Source organism: Amycolatopsis ultiminotia (assembly GCF_039536925.1).
Lineage (GTDB): Bacteria > Actinomycetota > Actinomycetes > Mycobacteriales > Pseudonocardiaceae > Amycolatopsis > Amycolatopsis ultiminotia.
Genome location: NZ_BAAAZN010000027.1, coordinates 29354 through 44793 on the forward strand (window position 1 = coordinate 29354; position 15440 = coordinate 44793).

General features: G+C 69.9%; 16 protein-coding genes and 1 pseudogene. 10 read left to right on the forward strand and 7 right to left on the reverse strand.

Annotation, left to right across the window (positions count from 1 at the left end; genetic code table 11):
* Positions 1-17: 17 nt before the first annotated feature.
* The 5 genes from ABD793_RS38705 (at position 18) to ABD793_RS38725 (ending at position 3388) form a co-directional block, all read left to right on the forward strand.
* Positions 18-635, forward strand: coding sequence for a TetR/AcrR family transcriptional regulator (locus ABD793_RS38705; protein ID WP_344868550.1), 618 nt, complete (start codon positions 18-20; stop codon positions 633-635).
* A gap of 67 nt (positions 636-702) precedes the next feature.
* Positions 703-1104, forward strand: a complete 402-nt coding sequence (locus ABD793_RS38710; RefSeq protein WP_344868551.1) for a VOC family protein — start codon at positions 703-705, stop codon at positions 1102-1104.
* A gap of 158 nt (positions 1105-1262) precedes the next feature.
* Positions 1263-2237: a zinc-dependent alcohol dehydrogenase gene (locus tag ABD793_RS38715; protein ID WP_344868553.1), complete on the forward strand. Its 975-nt coding sequence runs from the start codon at positions 1263-1265 to the stop codon at positions 2235-2237.
* 12 nt (positions 2238-2249) lie between these two features.
* Positions 2250-2648: a 6-pyruvoyl trahydropterin synthase family protein gene (locus ABD793_RS38720; RefSeq protein WP_344868556.1), complete on the forward strand. Its 399-nt coding sequence runs from the start codon at positions 2250-2252 to the stop codon at positions 2646-2648.
* Positions 2645-3388 carry a class I SAM-dependent methyltransferase gene (locus tag ABD793_RS38725; RefSeq protein WP_344868558.1) on the forward strand — a complete coding sequence of 248 codons (744 nt, stop codon included), beginning with the start codon at positions 2645-2647 and terminating at the stop codon, positions 3386-3388. Before ABD793_RS38720 ends, ABD793_RS38725 begins: the two co-directional genes overlap by 4 nt.
* Here ABD793_RS38725 and ABD793_RS38730 read toward each other — a convergent pair.
* The 3 genes from ABD793_RS38730 to ABD793_RS38740 all read right to left on the reverse strand — a co-directional run bounded on the left by ABD793_RS38730 (position 3371) and on the right by ABD793_RS38740 (position 6220).
* On the reverse strand, positions 3371-4336 hold the full coding sequence (locus ABD793_RS38730) for a DNA polymerase domain-containing protein (RefSeq protein ID WP_344868560.1): 966 nt from the start codon (positions 4334-4336) through the stop codon (positions 3371-3373). The two genes, ABD793_RS38725 and ABD793_RS38730, sit on opposite strands and share 18 nt — an antisense overlap.
* Positions 4337-4489: 153 nt before the next feature.
* Positions 4490-5287 (reverse strand): oxygenase MpaB family protein, encoded by a 798-nt coding sequence (locus ABD793_RS38735; protein ID WP_344868561.1) that lies wholly within the window; start codon positions 5285-5287, stop codon positions 4490-4492.
* Between the two features lie 42 nt (positions 5288-5329).
* The gene (locus ABD793_RS38740; protein ID WP_344868562.1) at positions 5330-6220 is read right to left on the reverse strand and encodes a LysR substrate-binding domain-containing protein; all 891 of its coding nucleotides are present in this window, start codon (positions 6218-6220) and stop codon (positions 5330-5332) included.
* A 70-nt stretch (positions 6221-6290) separates the two neighbouring features.
* Between ABD793_RS38740 and ABD793_RS38745 the strand changes: the two genes are divergently transcribed.
* Both ABD793_RS38745 and ABD793_RS38750 read left to right on the forward strand, forming a co-directional pair.
* A complete protein-coding gene (locus ABD793_RS38745) occupies positions 6291-7445 on the forward strand; it encodes an FAD-binding oxidoreductase (RefSeq protein WP_344868564.1) in 1155 nt (384 codons plus the stop codon).
* Positions 7446-7582: 137 nt separating this feature from the next.
* Entirely contained in the window at positions 7583-8740 is a 1158-nt protein-coding gene (locus ABD793_RS38750; protein WP_344868565.1) for an acyltransferase family protein, read from the forward strand.
* Between the two features lie 12 nt (positions 8741-8752).
* Here ABD793_RS38750 and ABD793_RS38755 read toward each other — a convergent pair whose 3' ends face one another.
* Together ABD793_RS38755 and ABD793_RS38760 are read right to left on the reverse strand one after the other, a co-directional pair.
* Positions 8753-9160, reverse strand: a complete 408-nt coding sequence (locus ABD793_RS38755; RefSeq protein WP_344868566.1) for a nitroreductase family deazaflavin-dependent oxidoreductase — start codon at positions 9158-9160, stop codon at positions 8753-8755.
* A gap of 94 nt (positions 9161-9254) precedes the next feature.
* Positions 9255-9920: a GNAT family N-acetyltransferase gene (locus tag ABD793_RS38760; protein WP_344868567.1), complete on the reverse strand. Its 666-nt coding sequence runs from the start codon at positions 9918-9920 to the stop codon at positions 9255-9257.
* Positions 9921-9961: 41 nt separating this feature from the next.
* Between ABD793_RS38760 and ABD793_RS38765 the strand changes: the two genes are divergently transcribed.
* A complete protein-coding gene (locus tag ABD793_RS38765) occupies positions 9962-10804 on the forward strand; it encodes a PaaX family transcriptional regulator (protein WP_344868568.1) in 843 nt (280 codons plus the stop codon).
* Here ABD793_RS38765 and ABD793_RS38770 read toward each other — a convergent pair.
* Positions 10794-11186 (reverse strand): RidA family protein, encoded by a 393-nt coding sequence (locus ABD793_RS38770; RefSeq protein ID WP_344868569.1) that lies wholly within the window; start codon positions 11184-11186, stop codon positions 10794-10796. The genes ABD793_RS38765 and ABD793_RS38770 overlap by 11 nt on opposite strands.
* Before the next feature lie 66 nt (positions 11187-11252).
* Here ABD793_RS38770 and ABD793_RS38775 point away from each other — a divergent pair, with 66 nt between their 5' ends.
* Together ABD793_RS38775 and ABD793_RS38780 are read left to right on the forward strand one after the other, a co-directional pair.
* Positions 11253-13601, forward strand: a complete 2349-nt coding sequence (locus ABD793_RS38775; RefSeq protein WP_344868570.1) for a bifunctional salicylyl-CoA 5-hydroxylase/oxidoreductase — start codon at positions 11253-11255, stop codon at positions 13599-13601.
* Entirely contained in the window at positions 13601-14740 is a 1140-nt protein-coding gene (locus ABD793_RS38780; protein WP_344868571.1) for an acyl-CoA dehydrogenase family protein, read from the forward strand. Before ABD793_RS38775 ends, ABD793_RS38780 begins: the two co-directional genes overlap by 1 nt.
* Here the strand turns inward: ABD793_RS38780 and ABD793_RS38785 are convergent.
* Positions 14715-15384, reverse strand: a pseudogene (locus tag ABD793_RS38785) (integrase core domain-containing protein). The gene ABD793_RS38780 and the pseudogene ABD793_RS38785 sit on opposite strands and share 26 nt — an antisense overlap.
* Between the last annotated feature and the right edge of the window lie 56 nt (positions 15385-15440).

Below are 15440 nucleotides of genomic sequence, written 5' to 3' on the forward strand. Positions count from 1 at the left end.
TCCGCCGCGAAGCTAGTATGACTGCCATGAGCGTGCTTCCGGTGCCGTCGTCCGAAGGTGGCCAGTACCGGCAGCCGATCATCACCGCGGCGATCGGGCTGACCGCGCGTTCGGGCTGGTCGACGGTGACCATGGCGCGGCTGGCCGAACTGGTCGGTGTCAGCAGGCAGACCGTGTACAACGAGATCGGCTCGAAGACCGCGCTGGCCGAGGCGATGGTCACGCACGAACTGGGCCGGTTCCTCGCCGTCGTCGGCTCGGCGTTCGAACAGCACCCCGGCGATCTCGTGGCCGGGATCCACGAGGCGGTCCGCGCGGTGCTCGAACTGGCCGACGACAACCTCCTGCTGCGGGCCATCGCCTCGGCCACGCACGGCACGGACACCGAATTCCTCCCGTTCCTCACCACCCGCGCCGCCGCCCTGCTGACCGAGGCGAAGACCGTGCTGGCCGAACGGGTCCGCGGTTACGCACCACCGCTGGACGACGACCGGCTCACCGTGGTGATCGACCTGGTCGTGCGCGCGGTGCTGAGCCACGTGATGCAGCCCTCCGGTACCCCGGCACACACTGCCGAGGGACTGGCCTGGGTCGCGGCACGTCTGCTGGACACCACGCCGCCGCGCTCCTGTTGACAAAACTACTTGCCACTGCGAGGTTCGACCCGTTCGTACCCGAGTGCCCGGAAGGACGCGGCGAACCATGTCCGATCTCGTCCCTTTCCTGATGTTCCAGAAGCGCGACGCAGCCGAGGCGATGGCGTTCTACACGTCCCTGCTACCCGGCGACTCGGTGCTGTCCGAACAGCGCTACGGCCCGGAAGGCCCCGGCCCCGAAGGCACCATCGTGATGGCCGAGTTCACCGTGGCCAGGCAACGAGTCCGGTGCAGCGACAGCCACGTCAAGCACGGCTTCGACTTCACGCCTTCGCTGTCGCTGTTCGTCACGTGCGACTCGCAAGCGGAGCTGAAGCGGCTGTATGACGCCCTCGTCGACGGCGGCGGAGCCCTGATGCCGCTGGACGACTACGGCTTCGGCCCGTTCGGCTGGGTCAACGACCGCTACGGCGTGTCCTGGCAGCTGAATGCCCCCGCGGCCGGCTGATCCGAAACCCGGGGTTTCGCCCGGACCGCGACCGCGGCACGCGGACTCGGCCCTCGAGTGCGTGGGCCGCAGCGCGCGGTTGAACCCACCGCGGCCGGTGGTCGGGTAGAGGTGGGGGGAGCGATTTCACCTCGTTTCCGCGACGGAGGAGGACGACCGTGCCACGGACGGCGGAGGCCTTCTGGTTCACTTCGGCTGCGGGCGGGCAGATCCGGCCGGTCGGCGTCGCTCCGCCCGGCTCCGGCGAAGTGCTGGTCCGCACGCGGTTTTCCGCGCTGAGCCGGGGTACCGAAAGCCTGGTGCTGCGCGGCGGGGTGCCGCCAGGCCAGCAGGACGTCATGCGCGCGCCGTTCCAGGACGGCGACTTTCCGTGGCCGGTGAAGTACGGGTACCTCAACGTCGGCGAGGTCGTCGCCGGGCCGCCGGAACTGGCCGGGCGGACCGTGTTCTGCCTCTACCCGCATCAAACCGAGTACGTGGTCCCGGCGTCGGCGGTCACCGTGGTGCCCACCGGGGTTCCCGCGGAACGCGCGGTGCTGGCCGGGACCGTGGAGACCGCGGTGAACGCGCTCTGGGACGCGGCGCCCCTGGTCGGCGACCGGATCGCGGTGGTCGGAGCGGGCATGGTCGGCAGTGGTGTCGCCGGGTTGCTGTCCCGGTTTCCCGGAGTCGACGTGCAGCTGGTCGACCCCGACCCGGCACGTGCGGCGGTCGCCGAGGCGTTCGGCATCCGTTACGTACCACCGGAAGACGCCGAGGGCGAACTGGATCTGGTGGTGCACGCCAGTGCCACCGAAGCCGGTCTCGCCCGTTCGCTGGAGCTGCTGGGTCCGGAGGCCACCGTGGTCGAGCTCAGCTGGTTCGGCGACCGCCGGGTGTCCGTGCCGCTCGGCGAGAACTTCCACTCGCGACGGCTCACCGTGCGCGGCAGCCAGGTCGGCACCGTCTCCCCCGCCCGTGCCGCGCGGCGGACCTACCACGACCGGATGGCACTGGCGCTGCGGCTGCTCGCCGACCCGGCGTTCGACGTGCTGGTGACCGGGGAAGCGGCGTTCGCCGAACTGCCGGACGTGATTTCCCGCCTCGCCGCCGGGGAACTGCCAGGGCTCGCGCACCGGATCACCTACCCGTGAAGGAGAAACTCCTTGTTCACTGTGACCGTACGCGACCACATCATGGTCGCGCACAGCTTTCGCGGTGCGGTCTTCGGACCGGCACAGCGGCTGCACGGCGCGACGTTCGTGGTCGACGCCACCTTCCGCCGCGCCGAACTCGACCAGGACAACCTCGTGCTCGACATCGGACTCGCCACCCAGCAGCTCGGCCAGGTGCTGGCCGAGCTGAACTACCGCAACCTCGACGAGGAACCGGATTTCGCGGGGGTCAACACCTCCACCGAGTTCCTCGCCAAGGTGATCGCCGACCGGCTCGCCACCCGCGTGCACGCCGGGCAGCTGGGCGAGCACGCCGGCGGGCTGTCCGGAATCTCGGTGACCCTGCACGAATCGCATACCGCGTCGGCAGGCTACCAACGCGAGCTATGACCACAGTGGACTCTTCCGGTTACGCGCCGGAATGGCTGCGGCTGCGGGAACCGGCCGATGCGGCAGCCCGTGCGGGCTCACTGGCCGCACGGCTGCCGGCCGGCACGGAGACCGTGATCCGGGATCTCGGCTGCGGCACCGGCTCGATGACCCGCTGGCTCGCCGGCCGGCTTCCGTTGCCGCAGCACTGGATTCTGCACGACCGTGACCCACTGCTGCTGGAGATCGCGGTGTCCAACCTGCCCGCGCGAGTCACCGCCGAAGCGCGAACCGGCGACCTCACCCAGCTCAGCGACTTCACGCAGACCACGCTCGTGACCGCATCGGCCCTGCTGGATTTGCTGACCGCGCAGGAAGTCCGGCGCCTCGTGAACGCTTGCGTCGAGGCCGGCTGCCCGGCACTGCTCACGCTTTCGGTGACCGGCGACGTCGAGATCACCCCCGCTGAGCCCGCCGACGGCGCGCTGCTGGAGGCCTTCAACGACCATCAGCGCCGGGAAAGCCGGCTCGGGCCGGACGCCGCCGTCTTTGCCGTCCGGGAATTCGAGAGTCGTGGTTGGACAGTCCACACACGACATTCTCCGTGGCGGCTCGGATCGACGCAGGATGCCCTGATCCGGGCCTGGTACCACGGATTCACCACGGCAGCACGAGAGCAGAACCGCCGGCTCCCGGTGCCGGGCGAGCGCACCATCACCGCGGTGACCGTGCACCACCTGGACCTACTCGCGCTGCCCTGACTCCCGGCGGGCCTTGGCGCGGCGCTTACCTTCGTGCATCGCCGCCACCCTTGCCACCGGGATGGTGTGCCCCTCGGCCACGAGTTCGTCCGGAAGCTGTTGTGGTGCAGGTAGTTCAGCCGCCCACGGATCGGCGTCGCCGAGCCGGTCGAGCGCGGTCCGCACGGTGAACTCCGCCGGAGTCACCTCGTCCGCGTCGGCCCAGCGGATCGGGAACGAAACCGGTGCGCCGGCACGGAACCGCGGGCTGTACACGGCGACCACCGTCGCACCGCCTGCCCGGGTCGAGTCCAGGAAAACCTTGCCCTGGCGGTCCTCCCGGATGAACGCCGTGGTCGCGAGGTCCGGATCGAGCCGTTCCGCCCGCGCCCCGACCGCCCGGGTGGCCGCTGCGACGTCCTCGAACGACTGCCCGGCAGCCAGCGGCGCGAACACGTGCACTCCCTTGGCCCCGCTGGTCTTCAAGGCCCCCGAGAGACCTGCGTCGGCCAATACCCGGCGCACCAGCCGGGCCGCGGCGACGGCGGACGCGAACGGTGCACCCTCCGGCGGATCGAGGTCCATGACCAGATCCGTCGGCCCGTCGTGGCCGACCCGGGTCAGCGCCGGATGCAGCTCCACCGCACGCTGGTTGCCGAACCACACCAGCGTGCGCCGGTCGTTGCACAGCCCGTAGGTGACCGAGCGGTGAGCACTCTCCGCCCACAATCGCTCCCGCGGAACCCACTCCGGGGTGTACTTCGGCAGGTTCTTCTGCATGAACGCGTCCTGCCCGCGCAACACCCGCACCACCGACAACGGACGATCGGCCAGCACCGGCAACAGCCGATCCGCAACCGCGTCGAGATAGTCGATGAGGTCGCGTTTGCACACCCCGGCACCGGCGAACAACTCCTGGTCGAGATGCGTGAGACGGACACCGTGGCGCTCCTGGTCGGCAGTGCTCATGGCGCCTCCGCGGCAGGAAGTACGTCGGCTGCGTTCATGGCGCCTCCGCGGCAGGAAGTACGTCGGCTGCGTTCATGGCGCCTCCGCGGCAGGAAGTACGTCGGCGCTGCTCATCTTGCCAGCCTTGCCGATCTGGGCATGCCGGTCAACCGCTCAGACGAGGGGTTGACCGTTCCGGCGACGGTGCCGGAGGTCGGCTAGGCAGGCGCCGAACGGGAACCGCCGGGCGGATGGCGGCAGGTGTTCGACCACCCGGCCGATTCCGCGCATCAACCGGTCGAACCTGCGCTGGTCCGCGGCCGACCACGGCAGCCGCAGCTGCTCGCGGAACTGCTCCGGAAGGAACCCGGCAGTCACGAATCGATGCAATCGTCCGAAAAGGACGCTCCACGGACGAGACAGGAACCGCAGTTCCACCAACGTCGTGAGGTACTCGCGAAGCCGGTCGTCTATGTCCACACTGGACAGTCCGGCTGCCCAGTATTCGTCGAAGGCGGCGCGATCGGCGGGCCACTGTCCTGGCCGCACCTGCAGCGTCGTGCCGAACACCGCCGCCTCGGCATACAGGGCTTCCGGAGCGGGCCGCCCGAGCACGATCCGGTGCACGTCCTCGAGCCCGCGGTACAGGCAGGCCGCGACCCACAGCTGCAGCTCGGGGTCGAAAGCGCGGTACCGCACCGGACTCGCGCCGGTGGAGCGAACCTGGGCATGCGCGGTGTTGACCGCCCGCCGGTACGCCGCGCGCTCGTCATCGGTGCCGAGCGCCGCGACGGCCAGGTAGGTGTAGGTGGTGCGCGCGCGTTTCACCGGATGCCGGAAGAGGTTTCCGGACTCGACCGGGCTTTCCACCACACCGTAGCCGACCTCGGGACGGCTGAGCTGCATGATCACGTTCGCACTCCCGGCGAGCAGCCCGACCCCGAGCAAACAGTCCCCGAGCGCGTCGCCCATCTCCCGCCTCCTCGTCCGGCTCCACCAGGGAAACCCGGCTTTTTACGGTTCGTCAAGAGCAAGCTCGGCCCTGGCGAACCCGATCAGCGCACGGGCCGCCGGACCGGCCGGGCCGCCGGAGCGCCACGCCAGCGCGAGCTGGCCACGCAACGGCGGCCGCAACGGCAAGGAGTGCAGCTCGGCGCCGTAGTACTCGGCGAGCGAGGCCGGCACCATCGCCACGCCGAGATCGCGCATCGCCAGTTTCGCCAGCACGTTCGGATCGCTGGCCTCGATCGTCACCCGCGGATGCAGCCCCTCGGCCGCGAACGCGTGATCCAGCACGCCGCGCAGCCCGGTGCCCTTCGGCAGGCAGATGAGCGCCCGTCCGGCGAGTTCGGCGAGCGTGATGCCGTCCCGCCCGCTGAACTCGTCCCGCAGGCCGGTGACCGCGACCAGCGCCTCGTCGAGCACCACCTGCGTGGTGAGCCCGGCGGGCACGCCGTCGGCAAGGCCGATCACCGCGACGTCGAGCCGTCCTTCCCGCAGTGCCTCGATCATCACGTCGGAGTTGGCCTCCCCGAGTGTGATCTCCACACCGGGGTAACGCTCGGCGAAGCCGGCGAGGAACTCGGGCAGCGCGACCGGCCCGGCCGAAGTGACCATGCCCATCGCCACCTGGCCGCGGACCAGCCCCTCGTGCTCCGAGACCGTCTCGCGCACCGCCTCCACCGCGGCGAGCGCGGCCCGTGCGTGCGGGAGCGCGGCAGCGCCGACGTCGGTGAGCCGCACGGTGCGCCCGGAACGGTCGAACAGCGACTGCCCCAGCTCGCGTTCCAGCCGGCGGACCTGTGCACTGACCCCGGGTTGCGCCACGTGCATCCGCGCTGCGGCCCGCGTGAAATTGGCTTCCTCGGCCACCGCGACGAAGTACTCGAGCTGGTGCAGTTCCATAACCAGAAATTCTAGCTCATGGAACGTGCATCTCTTGGACTTCTTTACCCAGCTCCCGCACGCTTGCCGCATGCAGACATTCGCTCCTGGGCAAGACGGTTACCGCGAAGAGATCGCCGGGTTCCAGACCGGCGTCCAGTCCACTCCGCAACTGGTCGTCGCCGCGGCCGACGCCGACGACGTCGCGGCCGGAGTCCGATACGCCGCCGCGCATGACCTGCCGGTGTCGGTACAGGCCACCGGCCACGGACTGCGCACGCCTGCCGAGGGCGTGCTGATCTCGACCCGGCGGATGACAGGTGTTTCGATCGACCCGGAACGTGCGGTGGCACGTGCGGAGGCCGGAGCGACCTGGGGCACGGTCGTCGAAGCCGCGGCGGAGCACGGTCTCGCCCCGTTGAGCGGCTCGGCACCGGGCGTCGGCGTGGTCGGCTACACCCTCGGCGGCGGGTTCGGCCTGCTCGGACGGCACTTCGGCCAGGCGTCCGAGCACGTGCGGTCCGCCGAGGTCGTGCTGCCCGACGGCACAGCCGCCGGCGGCCCGCTCGACGCGGGCGTCGTGACCGCGCTGGAGTTCTCGCTCTTCCCGGTGACCACGCTCTACGGCGGCGGCCTCTACTTCGACACCGCGAAGATCGCCGACGTGCTGTGCACCTGGCGCGACTGGACAGCCGACTTGCCGGACACCGTCGGCACCTCGGTGGCGCTGGTGCCGTACCCGAACCTGCCGGTGGTGCCTGAACCGTTGCGGGGCAAGCACATCGCGCACGTGCGCGTGGCAAGCCTCGGCTCCGCCGCCCAGGGCGAGCGGCTGGTCGCACCGCTGCGCGCCCTCGGTCCGCTGCAGGACACGCTCAGCACGATGCCGTTCACGGACTCCGGCAAGATCGCCGCCGAACCCCCGCACCCGCACGCCTACCTCGGCGACAACCGGGTGCTGCCCGCCCTCCCGGACGAGCTCCTGACCACGGTGCTCGACCACGCGGGCCCTGGCGCCCCGGTGCCGACCGTGCTGATCATCGACCTCCTCGGCGGCGCCTACCGGCACACCACGGCTGCGGACTTCACGCCGGACTCGCGCTACACCGTCCGGGCGCTGTCCGTGGTCGAGCCGGATCCGGCCACGGTGCAGGCCGCGCACGCGAAGCTCTTCGCTCCGCTGGAACCGTCGTCGACCGGGCGGCTGCGGAGCTTCGTGTACGGCAGGCCGCTCGCGAGGGCTTAGCCGCCGGTCAGCGCCCGTTCGCCGACGCCGCCGCGGGTTACCCCAGGTCAGCGCATCGGAACCGGGATCAGGCCGAACGGCACGTCCGGCTTATACTCGCCCCGAAACGGGCGAAGGGGTCGATTTTCTTGCCGACGATGAGCCATGACGAGTACCTCGGCATGCGCAGGTTCCCCGGCCTCGACGGGCTGCGGGCGATCGCCGCGACCATCGTCATCTTCTTCCACTTCGCCGGGCCGAAGTTCACCTGGCTTTCCGGCTGGGTGGGCGTCTACGTGTTCTTCGTCCTGTCCGGCTTCCTGATCACCACGCTGCTGCTGCGCGAGCAGGACCGCACCGGCCGGATCTCGCTGGGCGAGTTCTACCTGCGCCGGGTGTTCCGGATCCTGCCGCCGTATCTGGTGATCCTCGGCGGGATCATCGCATTCGTGCTGCTGCGCGGCGAATTCCTCGCCCGCGATTTCCCGCACGCGCTGAAGTACTACCTGAGTTTCCTCAACGAGTTCTTCCCCGGTTCGGACGGCAACGGCAGCGACAACTTCTTCTCCGGCTCGTGGACGCTCGGCATCGAGGAGAAGTTCTACCTGTTCTGGCCGTTCCTGCTGGTCGCGGTGGGGATCGGGGCGGCGCGGCGGAAGTTCGGGCTCGCCATCGCGGCGATGGCGGTGCTGCTGGTGCTCGTGCCGGTGACCACCGGCGGCTGGGTGCTCGACGATTCGAAGACCGCCATCTACCGCTCCAGCCTGCACTACTTCATCCTGCTCAGCGGCTGCCTGCTCGCCATCGTGGCGCACTACCGGCGCAGCTTCGCGGTGCTGCGGCCGCTGACCCACCCGCTGGCGGCGGTCCCCATCGTGGCCGGGTTCCTCCTCCTGCACACGAACCTGGACACGCTCTGGAACGACACCCGGCAGAACGTGCTGCTGCTCGTCGGCTACACCGGAGCCACCATGGCGCTGCTCGTGGTGCTGCTCTCGCCGGGCCCGGCACGGTGGCTGCTCTCGACCGCGCCGATGCGGTTCGTCGGCGAACGCTCGTACTCGCTGTACCTGTTGCAGGGGCCGGTGCACTTCGCGGTGATCCAGGCGGTGCCGCAGCTGGCCGAGCAACGGTTCCTCTCCGCGCTGACGGTGTTCGTGGTCGACCTGGCGATCTCGGACCTGATCCACCGCTGGGTGGAACAGCCCATGATCCGCACCGGCAAGCGGCTCATCGCCAGGCGGCACGCCCGTACCGGGCGCAAGACCGCCCAGCCGGCGGCGGAGGAACCTCGAGTGGAGGCTGCCGTCGGCTGAACGGCCTGCCGCTCAGCGCTCCAGCACGAACACCGGGATGAGCCGCGTGGTCTTCTTCTCGTAATCGGCGAAGGCGGGCTGGTGGGCGACCATGCCTGCGTACAGCCGGTCGCGCTCGGCGCGGTCGGTGATCTCGGTGGCGGTGGCCTCGAAGGTCTCGGTACCGATCTCCAGCGTGACCCTGGGGTTCGCACGCAGGTTGTGGTACCAGTCGGGGTTGGTGTCGGAGCCACCCTTCGAGGCCACGATCACGTACCGCGAACCATCGGTGGTGTACACCAGCGGCAGGACACGTCGTTTACCGCTCTTCGCCCCGGTGTGCGTGAGCAGCACCAGGTTCTTGCCCTCGAACGGCTCGCCACCCACCTTGCCACCGTTCGCGTGGAACTCGTCGATGACCTGCTGGTTGAAGTCCGGCATGCAACTCTCCAGGGTTGTTGGCGTTGACCACGAAACGTCGTTTCGGGTTCGACCGCCCACAACGCCTGCCGCCACGGCCGCATTCCGGGGCGGTTCAGGCGAGCCACTTCGCCTGCGGGCCCGTGCACCGGTGCGGCCACGGCACGTCGTGCTGGTACCACCAGGCTTCGCCGACCCGGCCGTTCGGCAGCGTGTACCGGGCGGGCCCCGGTGCCCGGCGCATGCCTGCGGCGGCGAGCGAACGGCCGCTGGCGACGTTGCCGATCTCCGCGCCGGCCCGCACCCGGGTCAGGCCGAGGTGCTCGTGGGCGAGCACCAGCCCTGCGGTGAACAGCTCCCGGCCCCGTCCCCGGCCGCGGTAGCCGGGGGCGAGGTAGCCGCCGGTCTCCGGACTGCCGTCCTCTCCCGCGTGCACGCTCACCAGGCCCGCGCAGCGGCGGGCGGCGAGGTCGATCGCGACCACGTCCACCGAATGCGGATCCGGCGTGGTCCACTCCGGTCCGGTACCGGGGACCACCCGCAGTGCCTCGGCCCGCATCGGCTCGGCGACCACCGAATCGGGCAGCCAGCCCAGCCACCGCTGTGCCGCCGGATCGCTGCCGCCCGCCACCGCGGCCGCGTACTCCCATGCGGTGGGGGTGCGGAAGAGGAACCCGCCGAGCACGAACGCGTGGCACCGGCGATCGCACGTGCGCTTCGCCATCAGCCTGCCGCGGCGGGTCAGCCTGCTCAAAAGGGGTGCTGCGGACGTGTTGACCATCGCGGGCGAAATCCTACCCGGGACCTTGTTATGGTGACCGGATGACGGCCGTACCGGAGGCGACCGACGCCGGGCGCGCCGCGCAGCCCCGGCAGCTCATCGTGTCGGTCTACGGGTTCCACCACCGGACCGGCGGCGGCTGGCTGTCCGTGGCCACGCTGATCGAACTGCTCGCCGACGTCGGCGTGGACGAACCCGCGGTGCGTTCCTCCATCTCCCGGCTCAAGCGCCGCAGCATCCTCGAGGCGGTGCGCCGCGACGGCACGGCCGGGTACGAACTGTCCGGCACGGCGCTGGAGATCCTCCGCGAGGGTGACGAGCGGATCTTCCGCCGCGAACGGGCCACCCCGGACGAGGGCTGGCTGCTGGCCGTGTTCTCGGTGCCGGAGGCCGAGCGGCACAAACGGCACGTGCTGCGCACCCAGCTGGCCAGGCTCGGGTTCGGCACCGCGTCGTCCGGGGTCTGGATCGCACCCGCCCACCTGCACGAGGTCACCGCGGCCACGCTGACCCGGCTCGGCCTGGCCGACTACGCCGACCTGTTCCGCGCCGAGCACCTCGCCTTCGGCGACGCCAGGGACAAGGTCCGCGAGTGGTGGGACCTCGACCAGCTCGACGAGCTGTACACCGCGTTCCTCGACGAGCACGAACCGGCGCTGCGGCGCTGGCAACGGCGCCGCAGCACGCCGGCCGACGAGGCGTTCGCGGACTACCTGCGTGTGCTCACCGGCTGGCGCCGGATGCCCTACCTGGATCCGGGCCTTCCTGCCGAACTGCTGCCGCCCGGCTGGTCCGGCATCCGCGCGGCCGAGGTGTTCTTCGCACTGCACGACCGGCTGGAGACCGCAGCACGGACGCACCTGCGGCAGGCGCTCAGCGGCTGAGCACCGCGAAGCCCTGGACCTCGACCAGCGCCTCGACGTCCCACAGCCTGCGCACTCCGACGCCGGCCATCGCCGGATAGTCCGCGCCGACGAGCCGTTTCCACACCCGACCGATCTCGCGCGCGTGGGCCCGGTAATCGCCCAGGTCGACCGCGTACACGGTGAGGCTGCACAGGTCCGCCGGTTCCCCTCCGGCCGCCCGCAACGCGGTGAGCAGGTTGCCGAGCGCGCGTTCGAACTGGGCCACCACGTCCTCGCCGACGATCCGGTTGCCCTCGTCCAGCGCGGTCTGCCCGGCGAGGAACACGAACCGGCCCTCGGCGGTCACCGCATGCGAGAAGCCCGACGGCCGCGCCAGCTCGGGCGGATTGATCCGTTCCATACCGGGAGGGTAGCCCATCTATCGTATTCTTGACGATCGTACTTGTAACAACATAACCTGAGTGGCGTGCGAATTTCGGTTCTCGGTGGCGGCCCGGCGGGCCTGTACTTCGCCGTGCTCGCCAAGCAGCTCGGGCCAGAGCAGGAAATCACCGTGTGGGAGCGCAACGCACCCGATGACACGTTCGGTTTCGGCGTGGTGTTCTCCGACGAGACGCTCGGCGGGATCGAGCACGCCGACCCGGCCGTGCACGAGGCGATGAGCCGCGAATTCGCCCGCTGGGACGACATCGACGTGCACTACCGCGGCACCGTCACCACCTCGGGCGGGCACGGGTTCGCGGCGATGAGCCGCAAACGGCTGCTCGCGATCCTCCAGCAGCGATGCCGCGAACTCGGCGTGGACGTCCGATTCCGCACCATCGCGCCGGACACTGCCGAACTGGCCGCGGAATACGACCTGGTGATCGCCGCGGACGGCGTGAATTCCACCGCACGCGCCGCGTTCGCCGAAACGTTCCGGCCGACCGTCGAGACCCGTCGCTGCCGCTACATCTGGCTCGGCACCGACCTCGTCTTCGACGCGTTCAAGTTCCACGTGCTGGAAACCCCGCACGGGGTCATGCAGATCCACGGCTATCCCTACGGCCGGGACGGCAGCACGTTCATCCTGGAGCTGCACGAGGATGTGTGGCAGCGCGCCTTCGGCCCGATCGCGGCGGACGGGCTGGCTCCCGGCGAGAGCGACGAGAAGTCGATCGAGCTGATCCGGACGCTGTGCGCCGACGTGCTCGACGGGCACCAGGTACTGGCCAACAACTCGAAGTGGGCCACTTTCGGCACGGTGCGCTGCGAACGCTGGGTCCACGACAACGTCGTGCTGCTCGGCGACGCGGCACACACCGCGCACTTCTCCATCGGATCCGGCACCAAACTCGCTATGGAGGACGCCCTTGCCCTCGCGGCGTGCCTGCACGAACAGCCGAGCGTGCCGGAAGCCCTTGCCGCGTATGAGACCGAACGGCGGCCGGTGGTCGCCTCCACCCAGCGGGCCGCGCAGGCGAGCCTGGAGTGGTTCGAAAACCTCGGGCAGTACACCCATCAGGAACCCGAGCAGTTCGCGTTCAACATCCTCACGCGCAGCCGTCGCGTCACCTACGACAACCTCAAACTGCGGGACCGCGAGTTCGCTGCCGAACTGGACCAGTGGTTCGCCCGCAGCCTGGGCACTTCCGTCGCGCCGCCGATGTTCCAGCCGGTGCGGATCGGCTCGCTGGACCTGCCGAACCGGGTCGTGGTGTCCCCGATGGACATGTACTCCGCGGTCGACGGTGTGCCGGGGGAATTCCACCTGGTGCACCTCGGCGGCAAGGCGCTGGGCGGCGCCGGGCTCGTGATGACGGAGATGATCTGCGTGTCCGCCGCGGGCCGGATCACCCCGGGTTGCCCCGGGCTCTACACCGCAGAGCAGGAACAGTCGTGGCGGCGGATCGTCGAGTTCGTGCACCGGGAGACGCCCGCGAAGATCGGTCTGCAGCTGGGACATTCCGGCCGGAAGGGCTCCACGAAGCTGATGTGGGACGGCATGGACGAGCCGCTGCCGGACGGCAACTGGGAGGTCTGCGGCCCCTCGCCGCTGCCGTACTCGCCGAAGAGCCAGACACCACGGGAGCTTTCCGTCGAGGAGCTGGGCGAGATCCGCGAGCAGTTCGTTTCGGCCACCCGCGCGGCCGCGCGGGCCGGGTTCGACCTGCTGGAAGTGCATTGCGCGCACGGGTATCTGCTTTCGTCGTTCCTCTCTCCGCTCACCAACCACCGCACCGATTCCTACGGCGGTTCCCCGGAAAACCGGCTGCGGTTCCCGCTGGAGGTGTTCGACGCGATGCGGCAGGTGTGGCCTGAGGACCGGCCGATGACCGTGCGCATCTCGGCCACCGACTGGTTCGAGGGCGGCAACGACGCCGACGAGGCAGTGGCGATCGCAGCGGCGTTCGCCGAACACGGGGCAGCGGCGATCGACGTGTCAACCGGGCAGGTGGTGAGCGAGGAACAGCCGAAGTTCGGACGCAGCTACCAGACGCCCTACGCCGATCGCATCCGGAACGAGGTCGGCAGGCGGTACGGCACCGCAGTGCTCGCGGTCGGCGCGATTTCCTCCTACGACGACGTGAACTCGCTGATCCTGGCCGGCCGCGCGGATCTGTGCGCACTCGGCCGCACGCACCTTTACAATCCACAGTGGACGTTGCAGGCAGCAGCCGAACAGGGCCATCCGGTCGACTGGCCGAAACCGTGGGCGGCCGGGAAGCGGGCCCCGCAGACCGGGCGCACCGACGGGCCGCAGCCACGGCTGGAGCTGGTCCGCACCGGTGGGCAGCAGACCGCGCACGCCCGCTGGCGACCGGGGAGCGCCTGATGAACGCCTTTGCACTGACCGCGGAACAACGCGCGTTGACCGATTCGGTCCGGAGGATCGCGGCCGAGCAGCTCCGCCCGTTGGCTGCGGCGGGTACCGAGGGATCGGTGAACCGGCCGTTGCTCAAGGCGATGGGCCGGCACGGCCTGCTGGCAAGGCTGTTTCCCGGGGTCGAAAGCGGACAGCCGACACGCCAGGCCGCGGCCACCGAACTCTGCCTGCTCCGGGAAGCACTGGCCACGCAGAGCACCGAGGCCGAAACCGCGCTTGCGTTGCAGGGGTTGGGAAGTTACCCGCTGCTCCAGTCCGGAGTGGACGAACAGGTCGCCCGTTGGCTGCCCGCGGTGGCCGCCGGTGACGCGGTGGCCGCGTTCGCGCTCACCGAGCCCGACGCCGGTTCGGACGCGGCCGCGTTGCAGCTCACCGCCGAGCCCGACGGCGACGGCTGGCGGCTCAGCGGCGAGAAGATGTGGATCTCCAACGCACCGGAAGCCGATTTCTACACGGTGTTCGCCCGCACCACTCCCGGTGCGGGTGCCCGCGGCGTGAGCGCGTTCGTGGTCCCCGGCGACCGGACCGGGCTCAGCGGGGAACACCTCGACCTGGTGAGCCCGCATCCGATCGGCACGCTGGTGTTCGACGGCGTACCCGTCCAACGTGCCGAGCTGCTGGGCGAGGAGAACCGTGGTTTCGCCGTCGCCATGCGGACCCTCGACCTGTTCCGCCCGAGCGTCGGAGCGTTCGCGGTGGGGATGGCGCAGGCCGCACTGGACGCGACCGTCGAACACACCGGCGAGCGCGAAGCTTTCGGCGGACCGCTGGCGAAGCAACAGACCGTGGCCCACACGCTGGCAGAAATGGCCACCCGCACCGAAGCCGCGCGACTGCTGGTGTACGCGGCCGCATCGGCGTACGACGCGGGAGAGCAACGCCTCGCCGGCCGCGCCGCGATGGCCAAGCTGTTCGCCACCGAAGCCGCGCAGTACGTCGTCGACTCGGCAGTACAGCTGCACGGCGCCCGCGCACTCCGCCGAGGCCACCTGCTCGAACACCTCTACCGCGAAGTCCGAGCACCCCGCATTTACGAAGGGGCTTCGGAAATCCAGCGCACCATCATCGCCCGCTCCCTGCGGGACTAGGTGTAGTGATCTGGGGTGGCTGGCCGCGGTGATGATTGTAGTTGTGTAGCCATGGCGGGAACGTGTCGCGGCGTTCGCTTTCCGACTGGCAGGAGTGGGCGTAGGCCCATTCGTCGATCAGAGTTCGGTTGAAGCGTTCTACTTTGCCGTTGGTTTGGGGTCGGTAGGGTCGGGTGCGTTTGTGGGTGATCCCGGCGGTGGTGAGGGTGTCACGCCAGAGGCGGGACATGACTGTTGCCAGTGCCATCGAGCGTGTTGCCCGGAGTCGGTGTGGGTGGCGTTGCCCGGTCTGGCGGCCAACGGCCCGATGCCCGCCCCCGTCGGGGATGTTGCCGAGTTTCTTGATGTCCACGTGCACCAGTTCGCCAGGGGCGGCGCGCTCATAACGTCGCACCGGCAGGCCGGTGGCCGTGCACCACGGAGGGATTGAGCCCCAGCAAGAACGCGATCCGCCCCGGCCCCCACCGCCGCAACAGGCCGACCTTGACAATCCGCCGCTCGGTACGGGTCGGTGTGCGACAAGGGCTGAAACACGGACACCGACAACGCTCGGCAGCCCGCCTCAGCGGCCATTCATCATTCACGACACAACGGGCCACACGCAGTCGGCCAGTCGGACTCAACGGGGCATTACGGTGTGCCACGAGGACCTCCGTGGCGTGGCGCAGATTGTGGTGATCCACACCAAACCCGGAGGCCC